This is a genomic window from Pseudomonas sp. B40(2017), assembly GCF_002112855.1.
GTDB classification, from domain to species: domain Bacteria; phylum Pseudomonadota; class Gammaproteobacteria; order Pseudomonadales; family Pseudomonadaceae; genus Aquipseudomonas; species Aquipseudomonas pharyngis.
Map to the genome: position 1 here is coordinate 223,259 of NZ_NEIT01000006.1, position 26,147 is coordinate 249,405.

The 26,147-nt window shown below is 60.8% G+C and carries 25 protein-coding genes; 13 read left to right on the forward strand and 12 right to left on the reverse strand.

The genetic code is table 11. The annotated features are described in order from the left end of the window. Window positions 1-83 precede the first annotated feature (83 nt). From hisB to CAF76_RS18140, 6 genes are all read left to right on the forward strand, one after another. Complete coding sequence (gene hisB / locus CAF76_RS18115) at window positions 84-677, forward strand: imidazoleglycerol-phosphate dehydratase HisB (protein ID WP_039764670.1); 594 nt, start codon at window positions 84-86, stop codon at window positions 675-677. Beyond that, window positions 677-1,315 carry an imidazole glycerol phosphate synthase subunit HisH gene (hisH, locus tag CAF76_RS18120; RefSeq protein WP_007952546.1) on the forward strand — a complete coding sequence of 213 codons (639 nt, stop codon included), beginning with the start codon at window positions 677-679 and terminating at the stop codon, window positions 1,313-1,315. The genes hisB and hisH overlap by 1 nt, the downstream gene beginning before the upstream one ends. Beyond that, window positions 1,316-1,576: a DUF2164 domain-containing protein gene (locus tag CAF76_RS18125; protein WP_025110933.1), complete on the forward strand. Its 261-nt coding sequence runs from the start codon at window positions 1,316-1,318 to the stop codon at window positions 1,574-1,576. Between the two features lie 42 nt (window positions 1,577-1,618). Continuing rightward, window positions 1,619-2,356 (forward strand): 1-(5-phosphoribosyl)-5-[(5-phosphoribosylamino)methylideneamino]imidazole-4-carboxamide isomerase, encoded by a 738-nt coding sequence (hisA, locus tag CAF76_RS18130; RefSeq protein ID WP_085647984.1) that lies wholly within the window; start codon window positions 1,619-1,621, stop codon window positions 2,354-2,356. A gap of 9 nt (window positions 2,357-2,365) precedes the next feature. Continuing rightward, the gene (gene hisF, locus CAF76_RS18135) at window positions 2,366-3,136 is read left to right on the forward strand and encodes an imidazole glycerol phosphate synthase subunit HisF (RefSeq protein ID WP_007897430.1); all 771 of its coding nucleotides are present in this window, start codon (window positions 2,366-2,368) and stop codon (window positions 3,134-3,136) included. Between the two features lie 76 nt (window positions 3,137-3,212). After that, window positions 3,213-3,968 carry an ABC transporter substrate-binding protein gene (locus tag CAF76_RS18140; RefSeq protein WP_085647985.1) on the forward strand — a complete coding sequence of 252 codons (756 nt, stop codon included), beginning with the start codon at window positions 3,213-3,215 and terminating at the stop codon, window positions 3,966-3,968. Here the strand turns inward: CAF76_RS18140 and CAF76_RS18145 are convergent. From CAF76_RS18145 to gpmI, 5 genes are all read right to left on the reverse strand, one after another. After that, complete coding sequence (locus tag CAF76_RS18145; protein ID WP_085647986.1) at window positions 3,949-5,322, reverse strand: Vps62-related protein; 1,374 nt, start codon at window positions 5,320-5,322, stop codon at window positions 3,949-3,951. The genes CAF76_RS18140 and CAF76_RS18145 overlap by 20 nt on opposite strands. A gap of 116 nt (window positions 5,323-5,438) precedes the next feature. Further along, the gene (locus tag CAF76_RS18150; RefSeq protein ID WP_085647987.1) at window positions 5,439-6,215 is read right to left on the reverse strand and encodes a divergent polysaccharide deacetylase family protein; all 777 of its coding nucleotides are present in this window, start codon (window positions 6,213-6,215) and stop codon (window positions 5,439-5,441) included. 2 nt (window positions 6,216-6,217) lie between these two features. Then, a complete protein-coding gene (locus tag CAF76_RS18155) occupies window positions 6,218-7,537 on the reverse strand; it encodes a S41 family peptidase (protein ID WP_011332024.1) in 1,320 nt (439 codons plus the stop codon). Between the two features lie 31 nt (window positions 7,538-7,568). Next, a complete protein-coding gene (locus CAF76_RS18160) occupies window positions 7,569-8,855 on the reverse strand; it encodes a murein hydrolase activator EnvC (RefSeq protein WP_039764683.1) in 1,287 nt (428 codons plus the stop codon). A 136-nt stretch (window positions 8,856-8,991) separates the two neighbouring features. Continuing rightward, window positions 8,992-10,518 carry a 2,3-bisphosphoglycerate-independent phosphoglycerate mutase gene (gene gpmI, locus CAF76_RS18165; protein ID WP_064592833.1) on the reverse strand — a complete coding sequence of 509 codons (1,527 nt, stop codon included), beginning with the start codon at window positions 10,516-10,518 and terminating at the stop codon, window positions 8,992-8,994. A gap of 152 nt (window positions 10,519-10,670) precedes the next feature. On the opposite strand from gpmI, the gene CAF76_RS18170 reads away from it, so the two are divergent. Genes CAF76_RS18170 through secB form a run of 3 tightly spaced genes read left to right on the forward strand, consistent with a single transcriptional unit; the run spans window position 10,671 to window position 11,879 of the window. Further along, window positions 10,671-11,084 (forward strand): rhodanese-like domain-containing protein, encoded by a 414-nt coding sequence (locus CAF76_RS18170; protein ID WP_007952524.1) that lies wholly within the window; start codon window positions 10,671-10,673, stop codon window positions 11,082-11,084. A gap of 1 nt (window position 11,085) precedes the next feature. Continuing rightward, complete coding sequence (gene grxC / locus CAF76_RS18175) at window positions 11,086-11,340, forward strand: glutaredoxin 3 (RefSeq protein ID WP_007952522.1); 255 nt, start codon at window positions 11,086-11,088, stop codon at window positions 11,338-11,340. 53 nt (window positions 11,341-11,393) lie between these two features. Beyond that, on the forward strand, window positions 11,394-11,879 hold the full coding sequence (gene secB, locus CAF76_RS18180) for a protein-export chaperone SecB (protein WP_007909233.1): 486 nt from the start codon (window positions 11,394-11,396) through the stop codon (window positions 11,877-11,879). 131 nt (window positions 11,880-12,010) lie between these two features. On the opposite strand, the gene CAF76_RS18185 is transcribed toward secB, so the two are convergent. Continuing rightward, a complete protein-coding gene (locus tag CAF76_RS18185) occupies window positions 12,011-12,466 on the reverse strand; it encodes a tRNA (cytidine(34)-2'-O)-methyltransferase (RefSeq protein ID WP_007952520.1) in 456 nt (151 codons plus the stop codon). Between CAF76_RS18185 and CAF76_RS18190 the strand changes: the two genes are divergently transcribed. Beyond that, window positions 12,465-12,905, forward strand: a complete 441-nt coding sequence (locus tag CAF76_RS18190) for a hypothetical protein (RefSeq protein ID WP_085647988.1) — start codon at window positions 12,465-12,467, stop codon at window positions 12,903-12,905. The two genes, CAF76_RS18185 and CAF76_RS18190, sit on opposite strands and share 2 nt — an antisense overlap. A 410-nt stretch (window positions 12,906-13,315) precedes the next feature. Here CAF76_RS18190 and ntrC read toward each other — a convergent pair whose 3' ends face one another. The 5 genes from ntrC to glnA form a co-directional block, all read right to left on the reverse strand. Next, window positions 13,316-14,752, reverse strand: a complete 1,437-nt coding sequence (gene ntrC / locus CAF76_RS18195; protein ID WP_007952518.1) for a nitrogen regulation protein NR(I) — start codon at window positions 14,750-14,752, stop codon at window positions 13,316-13,318. Beyond that, entirely contained in the window at window positions 14,749-15,834 is a 1,086-nt protein-coding gene (gene glnL, locus CAF76_RS18200) for a nitrogen regulation protein NR(II) (protein ID WP_007952516.1), read from the reverse strand. The genes ntrC and glnL overlap by 4 nt, the downstream gene beginning before the upstream one ends. Window positions 15,835-16,064: 230 nt before the next feature. Then, window positions 16,065-16,688 carry a DUF4124 domain-containing protein gene (locus CAF76_RS18205; protein ID WP_085647989.1) on the reverse strand — a complete coding sequence of 208 codons (624 nt, stop codon included), beginning with the start codon at window positions 16,686-16,688 and terminating at the stop codon, window positions 16,065-16,067. Continuing rightward, window positions 16,685-17,194, reverse strand: coding sequence for a DUF4124 domain-containing protein (locus tag CAF76_RS18210; RefSeq protein ID WP_085647990.1), 510 nt, complete (start codon window positions 17,192-17,194; stop codon window positions 16,685-16,687). Before CAF76_RS18210 ends, CAF76_RS18205 begins: the two co-directional genes overlap by 4 nt. A 286-nt stretch (window positions 17,195-17,480) precedes the next feature. Beyond that, a complete protein-coding gene (gene glnA / locus CAF76_RS18215; RefSeq protein ID WP_011332032.1) occupies window positions 17,481-18,887 on the reverse strand; it encodes a glutamate--ammonia ligase in 1,407 nt (468 codons plus the stop codon). Between the two features lie 327 nt (window positions 18,888-19,214). On the opposite strand from glnA, the gene thiI reads away from it, so the two are divergent. Continuing rightward, window positions 19,215-20,669 carry a tRNA uracil 4-sulfurtransferase ThiI gene (gene thiI, locus CAF76_RS18225; protein ID WP_011332034.1) on the forward strand — a complete coding sequence of 485 codons (1,455 nt, stop codon included), beginning with the start codon at window positions 19,215-19,217 and terminating at the stop codon, window positions 20,667-20,669. Between the two features lie 139 nt (window positions 20,670-20,808). After that, complete coding sequence (typA, locus tag CAF76_RS18230; RefSeq protein WP_007952502.1) at window positions 20,809-22,629, forward strand: translational GTPase TypA; 1,821 nt, start codon at window positions 20,809-20,811, stop codon at window positions 22,627-22,629. A 281-nt stretch (window positions 22,630-22,910) separates the two neighbouring features. Here typA and CAF76_RS18235 read toward each other — a convergent pair whose 3' ends face one another. After that, window positions 22,911-23,348, reverse strand: coding sequence for a YkgJ family cysteine cluster protein (locus CAF76_RS18235; protein WP_007952500.1), 438 nt, complete (start codon window positions 23,346-23,348; stop codon window positions 22,911-22,913). A 258-nt stretch (window positions 23,349-23,606) separates the two neighbouring features. Between CAF76_RS18235 and CAF76_RS18240 the strand changes: the two genes are divergently transcribed. Then, on the forward strand, window positions 23,607-26,057 hold the full coding sequence (locus CAF76_RS18240) for a glycogen/starch/alpha-glucan phosphorylase (RefSeq protein WP_039764697.1): 2,451 nt from the start codon (window positions 23,607-23,609) through the stop codon (window positions 26,055-26,057). The last annotated feature ends 90 nt before the right edge of the window (window positions 26,058-26,147 follow it).

Consider the following 26,147-nt stretch of genomic DNA (forward strand, 5'->3'; position numbering starts at 1 on the left):
CATTCCACCTATCGTGTTTCTGTTTCGGCCCCGCGCCCCTATAATGGCTGCCTTTTTCGCCCAATGATTTTGCGGAGCTGGTGATGGCCGAACGTAAGGCGTCTGTCGAGCGCGACACTCTGGAAACCCAGATCAAAGCCTCGATCAACCTTGATGGCACCGGAAAGGCCCGATTCGATATCGGTGTTCCTTTTCTTGAGCACATGCTGGATCAGATCGCCCGTCACGGGCTGATCGACCTGGATATCCAATGCAAGGGCGATCTGCATATCGACGACCACCACACGGTGGAAGACGTCGGTATCACCCTCGGCCAGGCCTTCGCGCAAGCCATTGGCGACAAGAAAGGCATCCGTCGCTACGGCCACGCCTACGTGCCGCTCGATGAAGCGCTGTCGCGCGTGGTGATCGACTTCTCCGGCCGTCCGGGTCTGCAGATGCACGTGCCGTACACCCGCGCCACCGTTGGCGGCTTCGACGTCGACCTGTTCCAGGAATTCTTCCAGGGCTTCGTCAACCACGCGCTGGTCAGCCTGCACATCGACAACCTGCGCGGCACCAACACTCACCACCAGATCGAAACCGTGTTCAAGGCTTTCGGCCGCGCGTTGCGCATGGCCGTCGAGCTGGACGAGCGCATGGCCGGCCAGATGCCTTCGACCAAAGGCGTCCTGTAATGCAGACGGTTGCAGTTATCGATTACGGCATGGGCAACCTGCACTCGGTGGCCAAGGCTCTCGAGCATGTCGGTGCCGGCAAGGTGCTGATCACCAGCGATGCGGCAGTGATCCGCGAAGCTGACCGTGTGGTATTCCCCGGTGTCGGTGCGATTCGCGATTGCATGGCGGAGATCCGTCGCCTCGGTTTCGATTCGCTGGTACGTGAGGTCAGCCAGGACCGTCCGTTCCTCGGCATCTGCGTCGGCATGCAAGCCTTGCTCGACTCCAGCGAAGAAAACGACGGCGTCGACTGCATCGGCCTGTTCCCGGGCGCGGTGAAGTTCTTCGGCAAAGACCTGCATGAAGACGGCGAGCACCTGAAAGTCCCGCACATGGGCTGGAACGAAGTGAAGCAGGCGGTGGATCACCCGCTGTGGCACAACATTCCGGACCTGGCGCGTTTCTACTTCGTGCACAGCTACTACATCGCCGCCGGCAACCCGCGGCAGGTGGTCGGCAGCGGTCATTACGGCGTTGATTTCGCTGCGGCACTGGCCGAAGGTTCGCGTTTCGCCGTGCAGTTCCACCCGGAGAAGAGCCATACCCATGGCCTGCAATTGCTGCAGAACTTCGCAGCGTGGGACGGTCGCTGGTAAATGGCCGTCAAGAAATCCAAGCCGCCGATTCTGACCCTCACTCCCGAGCAGGAGAACGAGGCCAACCGCAAGATTCAGCGGTTCATGGAGGATCGTTTCGAACTGGACCTGGGTTCGTTCGAGGCGGCGGAAATTCTTGAGCTGTTTACCCGCGAAATTGCTCCGCACTATTACAACAGGGCGATTTTCGATGTGCAGACCCACCTCAAGGAGCGGTTTGAAAGCATCGAAAGCGACCTGTGGGCGCTCGAGAAAAACTGATTTCCGAGCCAAGCTGAACATTCAAATTTGAAGGTTTGCCAGATGCTGATTATTCCCGCTATCGATCTCAAAGACGGTGCCTGCGTACGTCTGCGCCAGGGCCGCATGGAAGATTCCACGGTGTTCTCCGATGACCCGGTGAGCATGGCTGCCAAGTGGGTGGAGGGCGGTTGCCGTCGTCTGCATCTGGTCGATCTGAACGGCGCTTTCGAAGGCCAGCCGGTCAACGGCGACGTGGTGACCGCGATCGCCAAGCGCTACCCGACCCTGCCGATCCAGATCGGCGGCGGCATCCGTTCGCTGGAAACCATCGAGCACTACGTCAAGGCGGGCGTCAGCTACGTGATCATCGGTACCAAAGCGGTGAAGGATCCGGCGTTCGTCGCTGAAGCCTGCCGCGCGTTCCCGGGCAAGATCATCGTCGGCCTCGACGCCAAAGACGGTTTTGTCGCCACCGATGGCTGGGCTGAAATCAGCAGTGTGCAGGTCATTGACCTGGCCAAACAGTTCGAAGCCGACGGCGTGTCCTCGATCGTTTATACCGACATCGCCAAAGACGGCATGATGCAGGGCTGCAACGTGCCGTTCACCGCTGCGCTGGCTGCTGCCACGAAGATCCCGGTGATCGCATCCGGCGGCATTCACAACCTGGGTGACATCAAGTCGCTGCTCGACGCCAAGGCACCGGGCATCATCGGTGCCATCACCGGCCGGGCGATTTACGAAGGCACTCTCGACGTCGCTGAAGCGCAAGCTTTCTGCGACTCGTACCAAGGCTGAGGACTGACCATGGCACTGGCCAAACGCATCATCCCTTGCCTGGACGTGGACAACGGCCGGGTCGTCAAAGGTGTGAAGTTCGAAAACATCCGTGACGCCGGCGATCCGGTGGAAATCGCCCGTCGCTACGACGAGCAGGGTGCCGATGAGATTACCTTTCTCGACATCACCGCCAGCGTCGATGGCCGTGACACCACGCTGCACACCGTCGAGCGCATGGCCAGCCAGGTGTTCATTCCGCTGACCGTCGGCGGCGGTGTGCGGACCGTGCAGGATATCCGCAACCTGCTCAACGCCGGTGCGGACAAGGTGTCGATCAACACCGCTGCCGTGTTCAACCCGGAATTCGTCGGCGAAGCGGCGCAGCATTTCGGCTCGCAATGCATCGTCGTCGCCATCGACGCGAAGAAGGTTTCGGGCCCGGGCGAAACCCCGCGCTGGGAGATCTTCACCCACGGCGGCCGCAAGCCGACCGGCCTCGACGCGGTCGAGTGGGCGAAAAAAATGGAAGGCCTGGGTGCCGGTGAAATCCTCCTGACCAGCATGGATCAGGACGGCATGAAAAACGGCTTCGACCTCGGTGTGACCCGCGCCATCAGCGATGCGCTGGGCATTCCGGTGATCGCTTCCGGTGGCGTCGGCAACCTGCAGCATCTGGCTGACGGCATCCTTGAAGGTCACGCCAGCGCGGTGCTGGCGGCGAGTATTTTCCACTTCGGCGAATACACCGTTCAGGAAGCCAAGGCTTACATGGCCCATCGCGGCATCGTAATGCGTTAAACATCCATACAGGCCAGTGGACAGTATGGCGTACCCAAGGCACTCTTGGGCACGCCATGGATTTCGGTAGCCCGACATGATCAAACGCCTGCTTCTCGCCCTCGCCAGTGCCTCTGTGTTGTTGATCAACAACGGCCACGCCGAAGAAAGCCCCGACACCGATCTGGTGCTCCTCACCGAAAACTTCCCGCCGTACAACATGGCGAAGAACGGCAAGAATTTCGCCCAGGACGAAAACATCAACGGCATCGCCACGGACATCGTGCGCGAGATGTTCAAGCGTGCCGGCATCACTTACAGCCTGACCCTGCGTTTCCCCTGGGAGCGGGTCTACAAGCTGGCACTGGAGAATCCCGGTTACGGTGCGTTCGTCATGGCGCGTCTGCCGGACCGCGAAAAACTCTTCAAATGGGTCGGCCCGATCGGCCCGGACGACTGGGTCATGCTGGCCAAGGCCGACAGCAAGATCACCCTCGAAACCCTCAACGACGCGCGCAAATACAAGATTGGCGCCTACAAGGGCGATGCGATTGCCGAGACGTTGACCAAGCAGGGTCTGAAGCCGGCAGTGGTGCTGCGCGATCAGGACAACGCCAGAAAACTGGTCAGCGGCCAGATCGACCTGTGGGCCACTGGCGACCCGGCCGGACGCTATCTGGCGCGGCAGGATGGCGTAACCGGGCTGAAAACCGTACTGCGCTTCAACAGCGCCGAGTTGTATCTGGCACTGAACAAGGACGTACCGGACGAAGCCGTTACCAAGCTTCAAGCCGCGCTCGATCAAATGCGCAAGGAAGGCGTGGTCGACGAAATCATGGGGCGCTATCTGTAGCAGTCGACGAGCCCGGCGACGACTGCGCAACAACGCCGGCGCCGCTCGTGATGGTTTCTGTCGATGGGTTTGCCGCCATGACAGGCATTGGGGTTGCTGTCTCGACGGCTTCTGGCGGGTATTCACTCATGACCAGGCGGGTGTCATCGGTGTAACCAAGCGGGACGGTGACTTCAGTGCCATCCTCCCGGACCAGCTCGTAGTGACTTTCCATCTGATACACCGCGACCGATTTGAGTTTCGCCGCCATGGCGATGACGACCCGAGAGCCTGATTCGCTCCACTCGCTGGAGGACGTTTCGGTGTGAGTGAAATCCCGCGGCAGCCACGCCGAGAACTTTGTTGCCCGGATATCACTGGGCATCGCAGCCGGCCAGGCTTTGGTGAATTCCACGGCGGTATGGCGATTGAATAGCCGCATGGCCGCGGCATTTTGCGCCCTTGGCGCTTTCCATTTGATCGACTGAGCCTGCTCCGTGGCATTTCGGCCGTACCCGACCAGCACATATTGGTCGGTTCTTTTCAGATCGTAGTAACGCGAATGGTGAAATCCATCATTGGGTTGAGCGTAATCCCTGACTGCAAACCACGGCAGGCGGGCAGTCTGCGTGACCCTCGCCACTGCACTTTCGGGATTCATGTGTGCAGTCAGTACCGGAGCTTCTGCAGGTACGCTGACTTGAACCGGAATCGGTATCCGTAATGCATACGCGAAAGGGCCGGTTGCCGGTTTGTTGTGGCTCGGGGCGCCGATGAAGGTGCCGGGCGCAAAGCAGATTTCGCCCGCCGCGGCGGTCGGGGGATCAATGCTCCAGGCGCTGAAGTTCAGCTTTGCACCACTGCCTTTGTCATCCCAGAGCAGATCGCCGAGGTCGGCAGCAACGACCAGATCGGCCCTGACGCAACGGATGGCGTTGAGTGAGGGTTTGCCGTGATCGCTGGAGCAGGTCATACCCAGCGCGACATAGCCTTGCGGCGCGATCGGGCGCCAGATCGAAGTGCGCGTTGCGGCTCCCGATCCGGATTCTTTCCAGACAAGTTCGAAGTCGGTGGGGCGGCTGAGTGCTTTGCCCCTGGTGTTACCGTCGTCTTGTAACGTTGCCTCGCAGACCACTGCGGCGACAATTTCGCCGTTGATGGAGGTGGTGTTGGGGATGAGGATGTCTCCCAGCGGAAAGTATCCCGGCAGAAGATCGGGGGCCGGCGCAGGGCGCCAGAAGGTGGCGGGCCTGGCCCGTGTGCCGTTGCTGTTCCAGATACGGTTGAATTCGCTGGTGAAGTTGATCAGCAGGTTGTCGAGCCTGATCGGCTCCATTGGCCTGTCTCGCAATGAAGCATTGTCGTTGGTAGTCATAGTCAATCCTGATAATTGAATGGCAACTCGAAAGAGTTGCGACCTGTGGCAGGTCTGACTATCCGGAAAGAGGGCAGGCGTCAGGCGGTAACTATTTATGGGCGTGTGTCGGTTTGTTACCGATAAATCCCGTCTTTGCCATGCGCGGCCGTGGCGCGATTGCTGCGCACACTGATCATCTGCTTGATGTCGATCCACTCGATGCCTTGGGCTTTCAGCTTCGGCAGTTCCCGCTCCAGCACTGCCAGCGTCTGTGGATAAGGGTGCCCGATCATCACAGCCGAACCCTGCTTGTGCGCCAGACTGATCGCTGTCTGCAGTTGAGTCAGGATCGCCGCTTCTGTGCGCTCGTCATCGAGAAACACATCCCGCGAAACACTCGCCAGATCGATCTTCTGTGCCTGCTGCGCTGCCACAGTCTGCGCGCTGGTGCGGCTGTCTACGAAGAACTTGTGGCGGCGCTGCAACTCGCCCATCAACCACGCCATGGCCACCGGCTGTGCGGTCATGCGACTGCCCATGTGGTTGTTGATACCGGCGGTGTAGGGGACCATTTTGAACGCGGCATTCAGCCGTTTTTCGAGTTCTTCGATGGGCAGTTCGGGATGCCAGGCGAACGGGCCGGTGGCCGGGTCCATCGGCATGTGCAGGATCACGACCTTGCCGGCGCGATGGGCTTCGCGGGCGAATTCGGTGGCGTGCGGGGTGTCGGGCATGATCGCTGTGGTGACCGGGCCGGGCAGGGCCAGCACCCGGCGATCCCGGGGCAGGTTCTGCCCCAGGTCGTCGATGATCAGCGTCAGGTAGGCTTTTTGAGGTGTGGGTCTGGCAGGTTCTGCGTAAGCAGCACCCGCCAGACAGCACAGCAGGACAAAGAGGAAACGCAAAGACATCCTCAACGGCCGGACGTGATGCTCAGGCCTTTGAGCAGGCTCAGGGCCTGGGCCAACTGGTAATCGTCATCCTGCGGCATCGCCTTGGCCTTGCCGCCAGAGCCGGTCGGTTTGTCCGCGCCGCCGTTGCCGTTGCCCAGGTGACCTTGCAGGTCGGCTTCCTTGAAGTAGTCGCTGTCCGCCTCGTTGGTGATCTTGGCGCGGCGCACTTCGATGTCCGGGACGATGCCCTGGGCCTGGATCGAGCGGCCGTTCGGCGTGAAGTACAGCGCCGTGGTGATCTTCAGCGCGCGGTCGTTGTTCAGCGGCAGCACGGTCTGCACCGAGCCCTTGCCGAAACTGGTGGTACCCATGACCACGGCGCGTTTCTGATCCTGCAGGGCGCCGGCGACGATTTCCGAAGCCGAGGCACTGCCACCGTTGATCAGCACGACCATCGGCACCGCTTCGCTTTCGTCCTTGCCGGTGGCGGAGAAGCGCAGTTCGGAATTGGCGATTCGGCCCTTGGTGTAGACGATCAGGCCTTTGGTGATGAAGTGATCGACCACTTCCACCGCCGCTTGCAGCACACCACCCGGGTTGTTGCGCAGGTCGAGGATGATGCCGTTGAGCTTCTTGCCGTTGTCCTTGCGCAGCTTGGCCAGGGCCTTGGAAACCTCCTCGCCGGTCTTGACCTGGAACTGGGTGATGCGGATCAGGCCATAGCCGGATTCGAGCAGCTGTGCCTTGACGCTCTTCACCTGAATCACCGCGCGGGCCAGGGTCACGTCGAACGGCGTGCCGCCGTCGCGCACCAGGGTCAGGGTGATCTTCTGGCCGATCTTGCCGCGCATCTTGTCCACGGCTTCGGTCATGGTCTGGCCGCGGGTCGGCGCCCCGTTGATCTTGACGATGAAGTCGCCGGCCTGGATGCCGGCCTTCGACGCCGGAGTGTCGTCGATTGGCGACACGACCTTGATGAAGCCGTCTTCGGCGCCGACCTCGATGCCCAGACCACCGAACTCACCGCTGGTGCTTTCCTGCAACTCGGCGAAGTCTTCAGGGCCGAGGTAGGCGGAGTGCGGATCGAGGTTGCTGAGCATGCCCTTGATCGCGTTTTCCAGCAGGGTCTTGTCGTCCACCGGTTCGACGTAGGCGGCCTTGATCCGGTCCATGACCTCGGCAAAGGTGCGCAGCTCTTCCAGCGGCAACGGCGCCTTGGAAGTCGCGGCAGTACCTGCCGGAGCGACGGCCGGAGCCGGTTGAGCGGCAAACGCCAGAGGCGCGCCGATCACCAGGGCGATCGTCAGGGCCAGCGAGGTAAGGCGGGACAAATGCAGCATGTCGAACGAACTCCTGAATTAGATGGCGTGCTTATCCTTGCGCACGGCACCATTGCGCCGGATCACTCGGGTGACCCTGCTGACGAATTGCGAAATACAGCGCTGGTGTGTCCTGGCCGCCACTGTTACCCACAGTGGAGATGGACTCACCGGCTTTTACCACGTCACCTGCCGACTTCAGTAGCGTCTGGTTGTGACCGTAAAGACTCAGAAAACCGTTGCCGTGATCGAGGATCACCAGCAGCCCGGCGCCGCGCAGCCAGTCGGCAAACACCACGCGCCCGCCGTGTACGGCATGCACCTGGCTGCCGGCGGAGGCGCTGATCATCACGCCGTCCCACTTGGTGCGGGCATCGTCGCCACGGGTTTCGCCGAAGCGTGCCAGCAGTCGACCATCAACCGGCCATGGAAGTTTTCCCCGACTTGATGCAAAAGGGCCGCCGAAGGTCTCGCCGCCGCTGGATACCAGGGCGCCGGGTGTCGATCTGACCGGTTTGCGTGGGGCGTCGGAGTTTTCCGCCTCGGCCTCACGCAAGCGCTTTTTTTCGGCTTCCTGCTGGGCGATGAGCGCTTTCTGTCGCGCTTCTTCTGCCTCACGAGCCTGGCGGGCCAGGGTTTCTTCAATGGTTTTAAGGACTTTAGACAGGTCTGCCTGATCCTGCTCGCGGGCGGCCAGTTTCTGGTCTCGGGCCTTAACGTCGTCATTGAGCTTGGCAAGGGCCTGCTGGCGCTCCTTGCGGACCTTGTCGAGCGCTTCGCGCCGAGTGTCGAGATCGCTTTGCTGCGCCAGCAACTGCGCCTGCTGCACGCCGATGTCTTTTTCGACGTTGGCCAGTTGGCGCAGGGTTTCGTTGAAGCTTTTAAGCTGTTCCAGGCGAGCCTGGCTCAGGTAGTCGTAATAGGTGAGGGTGCGGGCGAATTTCTCGGGATTCTGCTGGTTGAGCAGCAGTTTGAGGTATTCCTGGCGACCGTTCTGGTAGGCGGCGCGGGCCTGGATGGCGATCAGTCGCTGCTGTTCAGTGCGCGCGCTCTGGAGTTTTTTTTTCTCCGCATCGAGCCGCTGAAGCTCGGACTCGCTCTTCTTGAGCTCTTTCTGCAGGGCTTCGACCTGCTTCTCGAGCTTGCCCATCTCGGTTTCGGTGCCCTTGAGCTCCTTTTGTACCCCGGATTTTTCCTCCTGGAGCTTGCCCAGCAGTTTTTTCAGCTCGGCAATGTCCTGGCGCGTGGCGTCCAGTTGCTGTTGGGTTTGCGCGCGCTCATCCGCGAAGGCCGGTTGGAGCAGGCATGTCAGAGCGAGGGCGATCAGGACGCGAAGCATAGAGGCGGGCGGCACCAGGGTAAGGGACGGCCTAGTATGCCCGCCCGACGCGGCAAAAAAAACGCCTCAAAGCCAACTGCTTTGAGGCGTTCGTCATAAAAAGCCGTTTCAGGCTGATTACAGGGCGTTTTTGATATCAGACCAGAATCGAAGTGCCAGTCATTTCCGCCGGTTTTTCCAGGCCCAACAGTTTCAGCATGGTCGGCGCCACGTCCGCCAGCACGCCGCCTTCGCGGACTTTCAGGTCACGCTTGCCGACATAGATGAACGGCACCGGTTCGGTGGTGTGCGCGGTGTGCGCCTGGCCGGTGGATTCGTCGGCCATCTGCTCGACGTTGCCGTGGTCGGCGGTGATCAGCGCTTCGCCGCCGACTTTTTCCAGGGCTTCGACGATGCGGCCGACGCAGGTGTCCAGGCATTCCACGGCTTTCACTGCGGCTTCGAACACGCCGCTATGGCCGACCATGTCGCCGTTGGCGTAGTTGACCACGATCACGTCGTAGCGCTGGTTCTCGATGGCCTCGACGATGCGATCAGTGACTTCCGGTGCGCTCATTTCCGGCTGCAAGTCATACGTGGCGACTTTCGGCGACGGGATCAGGATGCGCTCTTCGCCCGGGAACGGTTCTTCGCGACCGCCGGAGAAGAAGAAGGTGACGTGGGCGTACTTCTCGGTTTCGGCGATGCGCAGCTGGGTCTTGCCGTTTTTCGCCAGATAGTCACCGAGCACGTTTTCCAGGCTGCCGGGGGCAAAGGCTGCGGGTGCCGGGATGCTGGCGGCGTACTGGGTCAGGCCCACGTACTGCACTTTTGGCTGGCGTGCGCGCTCGAATTCCTTGAAACCGTCTTCGACAAACACGCGGCTCAGCTCGCGGGCGCGGTCGGCGCGGAAGTTCATGAACACCACGGCATCGCCGTCTTCGACTTTCACCGGCTCACCGATGCTGGTGGCTTTGACGAATTCGTCGCTCTCGCCACGGGCGTAAGCGGCTTCCAGACCTTCCTGGGCGGTGGCGGCGTTGAATTCGCCCTTGCCGTCAACGATCAGATTGTAGGCCTGGGCCACGCGATCCCAGCGGTTGTCGCGGTCCATGGCGTAATAGCGGCCGATCAGGCTGGCGATGCGTCCCTTGCCGAGGGCCTGGAAGGTCGCGTCGAGCAGTTCGATCGACGAGGCGGCGCTTTTCGGCGGCGTGTCACGGCCGTCGAGGAAGGCGTGCAGGTAGATCTTTTCGGCGCCGCGCTTGAAGGCCAGTTCGGCCATGGCGATCAGGTGATCCTGGTGGCTGTGAACGCCGCCATCCGACAGCAGGCCCATGAAGTGCACGGCCTTGCCGGCGGCCACGGCCTTGTCCACGGCGGCGCAGATGGTCGGGTTCTCGAAGAACTCGCCGTCGCGGATCGCTTTGGTCACACGGGTGAAGTCCTGATACACCACGCGGCCGGCGCCGAGGTTCATGTGGCCGACTTCAGAGTTGCCCATCTGGCCGTCCGGCAGACCGACGTCCATGCCGCTGCCCGAGATCAAGCCATTCGGCACGGTGGCCCACAGGCGATCCAGCACAGGCTTTTTGGCCGCATAGACGGCGTTGGATTCGGGGCTGTCGCTGTGACCGAAGCCGTCGAGAATCATCAGGACCAAAGGTTTAGGCGTGGTAGTCATGGAATCCACTCGTGGCTAATAAGAAGAGGGCGATGGAAAAGGGAGTTGGAGTTTAAAGCGAAGTTCCGGCGGCGTCACCGCCGGACGGGGTTTGGCCGACCATAGTGGCTGTGTATACTGGCCGACATTTTAACGCCCTGGAACCTCCTTCGATGGTTGCTCACCTGATTGAATTTGCCACTAACCACTACATTCTTGTCGGTATCTTCGTCGTACTGCTGGCTTTGCTGCTGGCGCATACGGTGCAGGGCGGCGGTAAAAGCCTGAGCACGGGCGAGCTGACCGCACTGGTCAACAAGGAAGCCGGCGTGGTGGTGGACATCCGTCCGAGCAAGGACTACGCCGCCGGTCACATCGTTGGCGCGGTGAACATTCCCCAGGACAAACTGGCCGCCCGCATCGGCGAGCTGGAAAAACACAAGGCCAAGACCATCATTCTGGTCGACGCCCTGGGCCAGACCGCCGGCACCCATGCCCGCGAGCTGATGAAGGCCGGCTTCACCGCCGCCAAGCTGTCCGGCGGGATTTCCAGCTGGAAAGGCGACAACCTGCCGTTGGTGAAGTGACATGAGCGACGTCATCGTCTACTCCAGCGATTACTGCCCTTACTGCTCGCGCGCCAAGTACCTGCTCGCGAACAAAGGCGTGGCCTTCGAAGAGATCAAGGTCGATGGCAAGCCGCAGGTGCGCGCCGCCATGGCCCAGAAGGCCGGACGCACGTCCGTGCCGCAGATCTGGATCGGCGACACCCACGTCGGCGGATGTGATGATTTGTATGCCCTGGAGCGTGCCGGCAAGCTCGACGCGCTGCTCAAGGCCTGAACTGCTGCACACGTAAAGAACCCTAAAAGACCCAAGATCAGAAAGGATCTGAGATGACTGACCAACAGAACACTGCAGCCAGCGAAGAAGAAACCGCACCGCAATTCTCCTTGCAGCGCATCTACGTACGCGACCTGTCCTTCGAAGCCCCGAAAAGCCCGGCGATCTTCCGCCAGCAGTGGGACCCGGCGGTCGCTCTGGATCTGAACACCCGCCAGAAAGCCCTGGAAGGTGATTTCTACGAAGTCGTGCTGACCCTGTCCGTCACCGTGAAAAACGGTGAAGAAGTGGCCTTCATCGCTGAAGTGCAACAGGCCGGTATCTTCCTGATCAAAAACCTGGACGCGGCTTCCATGAGCCACACCCTGGGTGCGTTCTGCCCGAACATCCTGTTCCCGTACGCTCGCGAAACCCTGGACAGCCTGGTGACCCGTGGTTCGTTCCCGGCCCTGATGCTGGCCCCGGTGAACTTCGACGCCCTGTACGCGCAAGAGCTGCAGCGCATGCAGGAATCCGGCGAGACTCCGACCGTTCAGTAAATGATCTGAGCGTTGACGCAAGTCCAATGTGGGAGCGGGCTTGCTCGCGAAAGCGGTGTGTCAGGTGGCATAAATGTCATCTGATGCGGCCCCTTCGCGAGCAAGCCCGCTCCCACATTTGTTATGCGGTGTTATTTGAAGTCGTTCTGCCGCCACGCTTCGTACACGGCGACTGCCACGGTGTTGGACAGGTTCAGGCTGCGGCAGCCTTCGCGCATCGGCAGGCGCAGGCGCTGTTCGCCGGGCAAGGCGTCGAGCACTTCCGGCGGCAGGCCACGGCTTTCCGGGCCGAAAATGAATGCATCGCCGGGGACGAACGCGGCATCGTGAAACGGCCGCGAACCCTTGGTGGTGAAGGCGAACAGCCGTGGATGACCGAGGCTTTCCAGGCAACTGGCGAGGTCGGCATGGCGCTGCAAGGTGGCATACTCGTGGTAGTCGAGACCGGCGCGGCGCAGGCGCTTGTCGTCCATCTCGAAACCCAGCGGTTCGATCAAATGCAGGTGGCAGCCGCTGTTGGCGCACAGCCTGATAACGTTGCCGGTGTTCGGCGGAATTTCCGGTTGAAAAAGGATGACGTGAAACATGCACGGCTCCGAAGGTAAAGATGACGCGCATTCTACGCCGCAAGCGGATCCGCGTTCGAAACTATTCCCGCGGGTGATGGCCTCACTGGCGATCGTCGGTGTGATGGTCGGGATGATGATCGGCCGTTTGACCACGCCTGACTCGACCGTTTTGCAGCAGGTCGAGGTGATCGATGGCGGGCTGGCGGTCTGGTTCAACAACGAGCCGAAGCTGCATGGCGAGATCGTCGATGGCAGCGTTGCGCTGTTGTTCGAGGCCGAAGGCCAGGCGCAGAAAGGCCAGCTCAAGTTCAACGGCAAGGACGTGAACTGGCGGACGCGGTTGAGTGACGGGGGATTGTTGCTGACGCTGGTGGCGGCGCGGCCGCTGCAGGGCGACTGGGCCGGCCAGGCGGTCGATGACCGCTGGCGGCTGGAGATCCATCTCCGGGAGCAATAAAAGAGGGAATCCCCGGCCTGCCTGTACCAAGGTTCCCGAAACGGGCGGGCTCATCGCATCGCGTTCTGAGCCGGTGTAAAGAAGGAACCCCTGACCTGCCTGTATCAAGGGCCCCAAAAGGGTGGACTCGCTGAGTCCGGTGTAAAGAGGGGAATCCCCGGCCTGCCTGTACCAAGGCCCCCGAAAGGGTGAGTGAATCGAATCACCTGATAGAGTTATTGCAGGGGGCGTGCCAGTTTTTCTCGTTTTGAAACAAAAAAGCCCGACACAACGACGAAGGCCCCGTAATACGGGGCCTTCGTCTTTTTACAGGTTGGGATTTTCAGCTGTTTACAGTGCAAGCCTGGGCCGGTGACCGTGCCCGATTAAGGGTCACGGTGCCTTGCGGCGGTGCAGGCTGGCGCTGAGTCTCAGCCTTCATCGCCCTCATCGTCATCCCCGCCATCGACCTTCATGCCGAGTTCCTTGATCTTGCGGGTCAGGGTGTTCCGGCCCCAGCCCAGCAGCACGGCAGCGTCGCGACGACGCCCGGCGGTGTGCTTCAGAGCCGTTTCGATCATGATTCGCTCGAACGCCGGCACCGCGCTGTCGAGCAGGCTCGACTGCCCGCGTGCCAGGGCCTGATCGGCCCATTGGCGCAGCGCCTGTTCCCAGTTGGTCACCGGCGCCGAGTCCTGCGGCAGGCTCAGCAGTTCCGGCGGCAGGTCGCTGATATGCACCTCGCGCCCGGACGCCATCACGGTGATCCAGCGGCAGGTGTTTTCCAGCTGGCGCACGTTGCCAGGCCACGGCAGGTTCTTCAGGTATTCCTCGGTCTCGCTTTTCAGCAGCTTCGGCTCCACCGCCAGTTCTTGCGCGGCGCGGCTGAGGAAGTGCTTGGCCAGGGTCGGGATGTCTTCGCGACGGTCCGATAGGCGCGGGATGTGGATGCGGATCACGTTGAGGCGGTGGAACAAGTCCTCACGGAATTTCCCGGCGTGAACCAGGGTTTCCAGATTCTGGTGGGTCGCGGCGATGATCCGCACATCGACCTTGACCGGTACATGCCCGCCGACGCGATAAAACTCGCCATCGGCTAGCACCCGCAGCAGGCGAGTCTGGGTGTCCGCCGGCATGTCGCCGATTTCATCGAGGAACAGCGTGCCGCCGTCGGCCTGTTCGAAGCGGCCGCGACGCAGGTTGGCCGCACCGGTGAACGCGCCTTTTTCGTGGCCGAACAGTTCGGATTCCATCAGGTCCTTCGGGATCGCCGCCATGTTCAGCGCGATGAACGGCGAGGCCGCGCGCGGGCTGTGGCGGTGCAGGGCGTGGGCCACCAGTTCTTTACCGGTGCCGGATTCGCCGTTGATCAGCACGGTGATGTTGGAGTGGCTCAAGCGCCCGATGGCGCGAAACACTTCCTGCATCGCCGGCGCTTCGCCGATGATTTCCGGGGTGCGAGTCAGGGTCGGGGCGACTTCCAGGCCCTGTTGTTCCTGGGCGTGCTGATTGGCGCGTTTGACCAGCGAAACCGCCTCGTCAACGTCGAACGGCTTGGGCAGGTATTCGAACGCGCCACCCTGATAGGAGGCGACAGCGCTGTCCAGATCGGAATGAGCGGTCATGATGATCACCGGCAGCCGCGGGTGCTGCTCGCGGATCCGTGCCAGCAGGTCCAGGCCACTGGCGCCGGGCATGCGGATGTCGGAGATGATCACGTCCGGCTGCTGGCGCGCGAGGCGGCTCATCACGCCATCGGCGCTGTCGAAGCTCTGGGTGGTCATGCCTTCCTGTTGCAGGGCTTTTTCCAGAACCCAACGGATAGAACGGTCGTCATCGACGATCCACACGGTTTCACTACGGCTCATGTCGATGTGGCTCCTTGTTCCAGTGGCAGAAAGATCGAGAACGTGGTGTGGCCTGGATGGCTGTCACACTCGATCAGGCCCTGGTGCTGGCTGATGATGTTCTGGGTGATGGCCAGGCCGAGCCCGGTACCGTCCGGACGGCCGCTGACCATGGGAAAGAAGATGGTTTCCTGCAGTTCCGCCGGAATGCCCGGACCGTTGTCGATGATCTCGATCTTGGTCACCAGGCGATGACGGACGTGGCCGATGGTGAACTGGCGCATGGCGCGGGTGCGCAGGCTGATGCGGCCCAGGCGCAGCTCGTTCTGGCTGCTGATGGCCTGCATCGCGTTGCGCACGATGTTCAGCACCGCCTGAATCATTTGTTCGCGGTCGATCAGAACATCGGGGATGCTCGGGTCGTAATCGCGCACCAGCGTGATGCAGCCCTGGCTTTCGGCCTCGACCAGTTGGCAGACCCGCTCCAGCACTTCGTGGACGTTGCACAGGGCCAGCGACGGCAGTTTGTTCGAACCGAGCATGCGGTCGACCAGATTGCGCAGGCGGTCGGCCTCTTCGATGATCACGTTGGTGTAGTCGCGTAGGCTGTCTTCCGGCAGTTCCCGGGCCAGCAGTTGCGCGGCGCCACGGATGCCGCCCAGCGGATTCTTGATTTCGTGGGCCAGGCCGCGCACCAGCATCTTGCTGGTTTCCTGCTTCGACAACTGGGCCTCTTCCTTGGTGATCCGTAGCAGACGGTCACGGGGATGGACTTCCAGCAGGAGCAGGGTCGCGCCGTTGCTGAGGATCGGCGTTACCGCGTAATCCACGGTCAGGGTCTGGCCGGTGAGGGCGGTGAGCATCGCTTCGCGCTTGGTGAACGGGTGCGCCTGCTCCACCGCCTGACGCAACGAGTTGAGCGCCTCGGTGGACTCGGTGAACAGCTCGCTGATGAACTGCCCATGGCTGCGCTGACCGCTGATGGCCAGCAGCATCTCCGCCGCCGGGTTCATGTACTCGAGGCGCAATTCGCTGTCGAGCAGGATGGTGGCGGTGGTCAGGTTGTCGAGTAGCAAGCGATGCAGTGCGTCACTGATGGTCATGAGGACCTCTTTTGGAGCATGGCGCGCGCAGGGATACAGCGCTGATGCGAGGAAAATGCAAAAACCAAACCAAGGCTCCGAAAAGAAGCGTTCAACCCCTGAAACGGGCGTTTGACGCTCGTTTGCGTGGCAGTCAAACCGCTCTGGCGGGTACTTTCGAACCAAAATGGGTTGGAATGTGAGTACGGTGCAGCGTATTGCACCAATATAGTGCGAAAAGCTGAACGACGTCAGAAGAAACGCAGGAAAGGATTTTTCGGTTCGGCGGGTTTGTCTTTCAGCGGGCATTCCGGGCGCACGCCGTAGTCGGCGCTGACGCAGGGTTTTACCTGACGCTTCTGTGCCAGGGAAATGCGCTGCATGTGGAACGGCTGGTTGGCGGTTTTCTCCACCGTTCGACCCTGAGCATCGAGGATCTCCACCGACAGGTTGTGGCTGCCACGATCGATGTTGCTCAGCGGGAACACCGGGCTCAGGCCGGGTTCGCCGACGGCCTGGCCATCCAGCAGCAGGCGATACCGATGACCTTTTTGCAGGCCCGGCTCGCTGGTGACGCTGACGATCAGTTCGCCGGCGCTGCTGCGAATGGTCGCGTCCGGCTCGGGGATCAGCACCCGCAGCATGTCGTAGTGGAACAGCGGCGGCTCTGCTGATTTTTTCGACGGCGTGACCGGTGCAGCGGCGGTCGGGTTCGAGGCCATGCGATTGCTGGTGGCCAGCGGCACACGCTTGGCGTTGCCCCGTGGTTGATCGGTGTAGACCCGATTGCCCTGTGCATCGATGTAAGTGAACACCTCGGCCGATGCGCCAGACGCGATCAGCGACAGGCACAAGGCAATCAATCCCCGTGTCATGGCTTGTGCACCCGCTGCACGGTGAACACCACCGCAGGACTCTGCTGAATGATCGCCTCGCCATTGATTACCTGCACCGCGAGCCGATGCTCGCCCCGGTCAACGTTCACCAGTTGCAGGATCGGCACATTGCTCGGTTGGCCATAAGGCGCGTCGTCCAGCAGCAGGCGCAATTGATGCGGCGGTTGCAGGCGCGGCTTGATCAGCACGCTGACCGTGAAGGTGCCGTTGTTGGCGCGCAGGGCCTCTTCGGTGGGCAGGCCGGTCAGCTCCAGCACTTCATAGGCATTGCGTGCTGGCGCAGGGCTGGAGGTGTCTGAAGAGGGCGGGCTCGGTGCCTGGGGCTGAACGCTGTTGAGCGGCGGCAACTCCACCGGCTGCGCCTGCACGCCGTCCGGCGCGTGATCGCTGTACACCGTGTTGCCGCTGGCATCGGTGTACTTGTAGATCTGCGCGGCAGCGGGCAGGGCGATCAGCAGCAAAATACAGAGAAGGGTGCGACCCATGAAATCGACCGGAAACGAAAACGATGGGTTGCAGCATAGGCCAGTCGCGGCGGTTGGCCCAACTTGCTGCACATCCAGAAATGTATTCAAGCACCACAAGTCCCTGTGGGAGCGGGCTTGCTCGCGAAAGCGGCGGATCATTGGAGATGATGCTGACTGATACGACGCCTTCGCGAGCAAGCCCGCTCCCACAGGGTGGTGCATCGCCAACAAATTCCGGCCAATAAAAAAGGCCTCCCGAAGGAGGCCTCTCTTTTGTCACGCCGCGTAGCGCGGCGCTACCGGATCAGCAGCTGTAGTACAGCTCATATTCCAGTGGGTGTACGAAGGTGCGGACCTTGATTTCTTCTTCGGATTTCAGCGCGATGTAAGCGTCGATGAAGTCGTCGGAGAACACGCCGCCCTTGGTCAGGAACGCACGGCCCTTGTCCAGCTCTTCCAAGGCTTCTTTCAGGCTGCCGCAAACTTGCGGGATCTCTTTCGCCTCTTCAGGCGGCAGGTCGTACAGGTTCTTGTCGGCAGCATCGCCTGGGTGGATCTTGTTCTGGATACCGTCCAGACCTGCCATCAGCAGCGCTGCGAAAGCCAGGTACGGGTTGGCAGCCGGATCCGGGAAGCGGGCTTCGATACGACGGCCTTTAGGGCTGTTGACGTAAGGAATACGGATCGAGGCGGAACGGTTGCGAGCCGAGTAGGCCAGCATTACTGGAGCTTCGAAGCCTGGCACCAGACGCTTGTAGGAGTTGGTGGCCGGGTTGGTGAAGCCGTTCAGGGCCTTACCGTGCTTGATGATGCCGCCGATGAAGTACAGGGCGGTGTCGGACAGGCCGGCATAACCTTCACCCGCGAAGGTGTTCTTGCCATCTTTGGAGATGGACATGTGAACGTGCATGCCCGAACCGTTGTCGCCGTACAGCGGCTTCGGCATGAAGGTCGCGGTGCGGCCGTAGGCGTCGGCAACGTTGTGCACAACGTACTTCAGGGTCTGGGTTTCGTCGGCTTTCTTCACCAGGGTGTTGAACTTGACGCCGATTTCGTTCTGGCCGGCAGTTGCCACTTCGTGGTGGTGAACTTCAACGGTCAGGCCCATTTCTTCCAGTGCGTTGCACATGGAGGTACGGATTTCGTGGTCGTGGTCGAACGGCGGAACCGGGAAGTAGCCGCCTTTCACGCCTGGACGGTGGCCTTTGTTGCCGCCTTCCACGTCCTGATCGGACATCCACGAGCCTTGCTCGGAGTAGATCTTGAACATGGAACCGGAGATGTCGGACTTGAACTTCACTTCGTCGAAGATGAAGAACTCTGGCTCTGGACCGGCGAATACGGTGTCACCGATACCGGTGGTCTTCAGGTATTCCTCGGCGCGGCGGGCGATGGCGCGCGGGTCGCGATCGTAACCTTGCATGGTCGAAGGTTCGATGATGTCGCAGACCAGGATCAGGGTCGGCTCTTCGGTGAACGGGTCCAGAACGGCGGTTTCGTCGTCCGGCAGCAGGATCATGTCGGAGGCTTCGATGCCTTTCCAGCCAGCGATGGAGGAACCGTCGAACATCTTGCCAACTTCGAAGAAGTCGTCTTCCAGCGCATCGCGAGCCGGCATGGTCACGTGGTGCTGAGTGCCTTTGGTGTCCGTGAAGCGCAGATCAATCCACTTGACGTCATGATCTTTGATGAGTTGAACCGACTTCGACATAGTGTCCTCCGGGTGAATTAGGGCGGGTAGTGGATGCCCTTAATAGTGGTGATGCCGGCGCGAATACTCTGCCAAGGCAACCTGCCTCACAAGGGAGCAAATTGCATGCCAGTGCCCCAGCATGGGTTTTTTGCCCCAAATTCACGCTTCTAAAGGTCGAAAGTGCCTTAAAGACGAAAATCTCGCCCTTTAATGTAGCGCTCAAATCGAAAAATGATCCGTTTTGGTGCGTGCAAAACCTTCTGCACATTAACTGGTTAAACCTTGAGCAATTTCCGCTATAATCCGCGCCCCCCTTTTTCGGCTGGCCCTGCGCGCGCTGTTTTCATGAAACTAATCGTAAAAGTCTTCCCCGAGATCACCATCAAAAGCCGACCTGTCCGGACGAAATTCATCCGCCAGCTGGCCAAGAACATCCGCACCGTGCTCCGCGACCTGGACCCGGCCGTGGTGGTGAACGGTGTGTGGGACAACCTCGAGCTGGAAACCCGCGTCACCGACCCCAAGGCCCTGAAAGAGATGGGCGAGCGCCTGACCTGCATGCCGGGCATCGCGCACTTTCTGCAGATCGACGAGTACCCGCTGGGCGACTTCGACGACATCACCGAAAAGTGCAAGCAGCACTACGGCGATGCATTGGCCGGGAAGATCTTTTCGGTGCGCTGCAAGCGTGCGGGCAAGCATGCGTTCAGCTCGATGGACGTCGAAAAATACGTCGGCAGCAAGCTGCGCCGTGAGTGCGGCGCTGCCGGAATCGACCTGAAACAGCCGGAGATCGAAGTCCGCATCGAAGTTCGCGACAAACGGTTGTTCGTGATTCACAGCCAGCACAATGGCATCGGCGGCTACCCGCTCGGTGCGCTGGAGCAGACGCTGGTATTGATGTCCGGCGGTTTTGACTCGACGGTGGCCGCGTACCAGATCCTTCGTCGCGGCCTGATGACGCACTTCTGCTTCTTCAATCTGGGCGGTCGTGCTCACGAATTGGGCGTAATGGAAGTCGCGCATTTCATCTGGAAGAAGTACGGCAGCTCGCAACGCGTGCTATTTGTCAGTGTTCCATTCGAAGAAGTCCTGGGCGAAATTCTCGGCAAGGTCGACGACAGTCATATGGGCGTCGTATTGAAGCGTATGATGTTGCGCGCAGCGTCGAGCATTGCCGAACGCCTGCACATCGATGCGCTGGTCACCGGTGAAGCGATTTCCCAGGTGTCGAGCCAGACGCTGCCGAACCTGTCGGTCATCGATTGCGTCACCGACAAACTGGTCCTGCGGCCGCTGATCGTCGCCCACAAGCAGGACATCATCGACACGGCCGACCAGATCGGTACCGGTGATTTCGCCCGGCACATGCCGGAATACTGCGGCGTCATCTCGGTCAACCCGAAGACCGCCGCCAAGCGTGGCCGGGTCGAGCACGAAGAGCAGGAATTCGACATGGCGGTGCTTGAGCGTGCGCTCGCAAACGCCAGACTGGTGCCGATCGATCGGGTGATCGACGAATTGGGCCAGGATTTGCAGATCGAAGAAGTCAGCGAAGCGCTGGCCGGTCAGATCGTCATCGACATCCGCCACCCGGATGCCGCCGAGGATGACCCGCTGGAGCTCGCCGGCATAGAGGTACAGACGATGCCGTTCTACGCAGTGAACGCTCGTTTCAAGGAACTGGACCCTACTCGCCAGTACCTGCTGTATTGCGACAAAGGCGTGATGAGTCGCCTGCATGCCCACCATTTGCTCAGTGAGGGGCATGCCAATGTGCGCGTTTATCGACCGAGCTAAGTGCCCGGGGCTGTTTGCCTGTGGCCTGCGTCACCGGCCCCCCGACACCGCCGTCAAGCTGTAACGGCCATGCCGGACACTACTGTCAATCGCTGCCAAGACTTGTCAGCAAACCGAATCCTCTGATCGAGATACACAAGTGATCGAAAATCTACGCAACATCGCCATCATTGCCCACGTTGACCATGGTAAGACCACCCTGGTAGACAAACTCCTGCGTCAATCCGGCACCCTGGAGCGCAACGAGCTCAACGACGAGCGCGTGATGGACTCCAACGACCAGGAAAAAGAGCGCGGCATTACCATTCTGGCGAAAAACACCGCCATCAACTGGAACGGCTACCACATCAACATCGTGGACACCCCGGGCCACGCCGACTTCGGCGGCGAAGTTGAACGTGTAATGTCCATGGTTGACTCCGTGCTGCTGCTGGTCGACGCCCAGGACGGCCCTATGCCGCAAACCCGTTTCGTGACCAAGAAGGCTTTCGAAGCCGGCCTGCGTCCAATCGTGGTCATCAACAAGGTTGACCGTCCGGGCGCGCGTCCTGACTGGGTTCTGGACCAGATCTTCGATCTGTTCGACAACCTGGGCGCCACCGAAGAACAACTGGACTTCCAGGTTGTTTACGCTTCGGCCCTGAACGGCATCGCCGGTCTGGACCACACCGCCATGGGCGAAGACATGACCGCGCTGTACCAGGCGGTAGTCGACCACGTTCCGCCTCCGGCTGTTGACCGTGACGGTCCGTTCCAGATGCAGATCTCCGCTCTGGACTACAACAGCTTCCTGGGTGTTATCGGTGTTGGCCGTATCGCTCGTGGTCGCGTCAAGCCGAACACCCCGGTTGTCGCTATCAGCGCCGACGGCAAGCGCCGCAACGGTCGTATCCTGAAGCTGATGGGTCACCACGGTCTGCACCGCGTTGACGTTGAAGAAGCTGCAGCTGGCGACATCGTCTGCATCAGCGGTTTCGACGAGCTGTTCATCTCCGACACCCTGTGCGACATCAACAACGTCGAGGCGATGAAGCCTCTGACCGTTGACGAGCCAACCGTTTCCATGACCTTCCAGGTAAACGACTCGCCATTCTGCGGTAAAGAAGGCAAGTTCGTGACCTCCCGTAACATCAAGGATCGTCTGGACAAAGAGCTGCTGTACAACGTTGCACTGCGCGTTGAAGAAGGCGACTCGGCTGACAAGTTCAAGGTATCCGGCCGTGGTGAGCTGCACCTCTCGGTACTGATCGAAACCATGCGTCGCGAAGGCTTCGAGCTGGCCCTGGGCCGTCCTGAAGTGATCATCCGTGAAGTTGACGGCGTGAAGCAGGAACCGTTCGAAAACGTGACCATCGACATCCCTGAAGAATCCCAGGGCAAGGTCATGGAAGAGATGGGTCTGCGTAAAGGCGACCTGAGCAACATGGTGCCGGATGGCAAGGGCCGTGTTCGTCTGGAATACAACATCCCTGCTCGCGGTCTGATCGGTTTCCGTAACCAGTTCCTGACCCTGACCAACGGTGCTGGCATCCTGACCTCGATCTTCGACCGTTATGCTCCAGTGAAGTCGGGCCACATGTCCGGCCGTCAGAACGGCGTTCTGGTTTCGGTTGAAACCGGCAAGGCACTGACCTACTCCCTGGAAACCCTGCAGGCTCGTGGCAAGCTGTTCGTAGAACACGGCCAGGAGATCTACAACGGTCAGATCGTTGGTCAGAACTCCCGCGACAACGACCTGGGTGTGAACCCGACCAAAGGCAAGAAGCTCGACAACATGCGTGCTTCGGGTAAAGACGAAACCATCGCTCTGGTCCCACCTGTTCGCTTCACCCTGGAACAGGCTCTGGAATACATCCAGGAAGACGAGCTGTGCGAAGTGACTCCTAAGTCCATCCGTCTTCGCAAGAAGATCCTGGACGAAAGCGAGCGTACCCGCGCTGCCAAGAAAGCCAAGGCGTAAGATTTAGCCAAGGCTGAAAAAAACGCCCCCGGTCGAGAGATCGGGGGCGTTTTTGTTTGTCTGGGGAAAATGTGGAATAGGCCTTGAAGATCAAGAGCCCCTCACCCTAGCCCTCTCCCGGAGGGAGAGGGGACTGATCGGGGGATGCTCAAGAGATACGCCGACCTGATCGGGCTGTGCCGAATCCATAATCGACTGGTTGTTTCAGGTCGATGGATTTCGCAAGACACCTCGGTCGGCTCCCTCTCCCCCCGGGAGAGGGCTGGGGTGAGGGTCGGCTTTTAGAAGCGCTCGATCGAACGGGAGTTCTGCACCCGCTCCACTTCCTTCGGCTTGTACGCGCAATAACCCGGGCGCGGGCCGATCTTCGGGTGGTTGCGGCAGGTGTCCGGGCGCTTGTCATAAATGGTGCACAGGCGGCTCTTACGATCCAGGTAGTAGCAATCGTTGTTGCTCATGCGCTGCAGGGTGAAGATCCCCGACTTCTGATTGAAGCGCTCGACCAGACCTTCCTTTTGCAGACGCTTGGCGATGTTCTTCGGCGGGTCGCCCAATTCGAACTCGTCGACCACACCGATGCGCACCAGGTCCTTGATCTTGACCTCGACCGGCAGCGTGCAGCAGCTGGAAACGCACGAGCCGCACATCGGGGCCGAATATTTGGCCCAGGTATCGAGACGGTCGATCTCGGCTGCGGCGATCAGGTTGGGCTTCATCATCGGTGTTTACCAGGCGTGTGCATCAGGGCGCGCGATCATACCGGGACTGGTGGATTTTTGAACAACCTTTCGCCAGATTTTTTCTTCATGCGCGCACATCGTCCGACAATTCGGCACGGCCCCTGCATTCATTGAGGCATTCGCCAGAGTATTGCCGGTCGATCTCACACTCTCGGTAAAAACTGCCGAACCAGAGCCCTTACCGTCGGTCAGACCGTCTAGGCTCTGACAACTCCCCGCTCGCTCGAGGTCCTATCGATGACTCAAGAACCACTAGTTCGCGAAGCAGAGGTGGCCGCATTCCGCGACGCCGTCCTGACCAAACTCACCTACGCGGTGGGCAAAGACCCGGATCACGCCTTCGACCATGACTGGTTCGAAGCTATTGCCCTGGCGGCGCGCGATCACATGGTCGAGCACTGGATGGACCACACCCGGCAGATTTACCGCAAAGGCCAGAAGCGGGTGTATTACCTCTCGCTGGAATTTCTCATCGGCCGTTTGCTGTACGACAGCCTGAGCAACCTCGGTCTGCTGGATGTTGCCCGTGAAGCGCTGACCGAGCTGGGCGTCGATCTCGAGCGCATCCGCATCCTGGAGCCGGACGCGGCGCTGGGCAACGGTGGCCTCGGACGATTGGCGGCGTGCTTCATGGAAAGCATGTCGACCCTCGGTATTGCCGGCCACGGCTACGGCATTCGTTATGAGCACGGGTTATTCCGGCAGGCCATCGTCGATGGCTGGCAACAGGAGCAGACCGAGCACTGGCTGGATTTCGGCAACCCCTGGGAGTTCGAGCGGCCAGAGGTGGTCTATCCGATCGGCTTTGGCGGCAGCGTCGAGACCGTCACCGACGCCAGCGGCAAATCCCGGCAAGTCTGGCACCCGGCGGAAACCGTCCGGGCCATTGCCTACGACACCCCGGTGGTCGGCTGGCGCGGGGCGAGCGTCAACACCTTGCGCCTGTGGCGGGCGCGGGCGATGGAAGACCTGCACCTGGAGCGCTTCAACGCCGGTGACCACCTGGGCGCCGTCGCCGAAGTAGCCCGGGCCGAAAGTATCTCCCGCGTCCTCTACCCGGCGGACAGCACTGAAGCCGGGCAGGAACTGCGCCTGCGTCAGGAATACTTCTTCGTCGCTGCGTCGCTTCAGGACTTGCTGCGCCGTCATCGCAACATGCACACCTCGGTGTTGACCCTCGGCGATCACGCGGCGATCCAGCTCAACGACACCCACCCTTCGATTGCCGTTGCCGAATTGATGCGTCAACTGGTCGACGTCTACGACGTGGCCTGGGACGCGGCGTGGCAAGTCACCGTCGACACGCTGTCGTACACCAACCACACGCTGTTGCCCGAAGCCCTGGAGACCTGGCCGGTGGGTTTGATGGAGCGCATGCTGCCGCGGCACATGCAGATCATTTACCTGATCAACGCCCAGCACATCGATTCGTTGCGGGCCAAGGGCATCCACGATTTCGACGTGCTGCGCGCGGTGTCGCTGATCGAGGAAGACAACGGCCGTCGGGTGCGCATGGGTAACCTCGCGTTCCTCGGCTCGCACAGCGTCAACGGCGTGTCCGGGCTGCACACGCAACTGATGCGCAAAACCGTATTTGCCGAGCTGCACAAGCTGTATCCGGAGCGGATCAACAACAAGACCAACGGCATCACCTTCCGCCGCTGGCTGTATCAGGCCAACCCGGAGCTGACGTCGATGTTGGTCGATGCCCTTGGCGCCGACGTGCTGGACAACCCTGAAGAGCGTCTGCTCGATCTTGAGCCGTTCGCCGAAAAACCCGCCTTCCGCAAAGCCTTCGCCGAGCAGCGGCTGCACAGCAAAAAAGCCCTGGCTTACCTGATCCATGAACGGCTGGGGATCGCGGTCAACCCGGCGGCGATGTTCGACGTGCAGGTCAAACGGATCCATGAATACAAACGTCAGTTGCTCAATTTGATGCACACCGTCGCGCTGTATCAGGCGATCCGCGCCGAGCCGGAAATCGACTGGGTGCCGCGGGTGAAAATCTTCGCCGGCAAAGCCGCGGCGAGTTATCACCAGGCCAAGCTGATCATCAAGCTGACCAACGACATCGCCCGGGTGGTGAATAACGACCCGACCGTGCGTGGCCTGCTCAAAGTGGTGTTCCTGCCCAACTACAACGTCAGCCTGGCGGAGAGCATCATTCCGGCGGCGGACCTGTCGGAGCAGATCTCCACCGCCGGTTTCGAAGCCTCGGGCACCAGCAACATGAAGTTCGGCCTGAACGGCGCGCTGACCATCGGCACCCTCGACGGCGCCAACGTGGAAATGTGCGAGAGCATCGGCGCCGAGCACATGTTCATCTTTGGCCTCAGTGCCCAGCAGGTCGAAGCGCGCAAGCAGAACCACGAGTTCAGCGCGGTGCCGGACATTGCCGCGTCCCATCGCCTCAATGATGTGTTGCAGGCGATCCGCAGCGGGGTGTTCTCGCCGGACGACACGTCGCGCTACACCGGGCTGATCGATTCGCTGGTGGATTACGACCGGTTCTTCGTCTGCGCCGATTTCGACTCCTACTGGGAGGCGCAGATGCGCGTCGATGCGCTCTGGCACGACGCCAATAACTGGTGGCGTTCGGCGGTGCTGAATACTTCGCGCATGGGCTGGTTCTCCTCCGACCGGACGATCCGCGAGTACGCCACGGATATCTGGAAGGCACTGGAGTAACTTTTAGCGACAAATGTGCGCCCGGCCCCACGATTGTTGGGCCGGGCCGATATACTGAGCCTTGGTTCCGCCCCGCCACGGGGCTGCTCA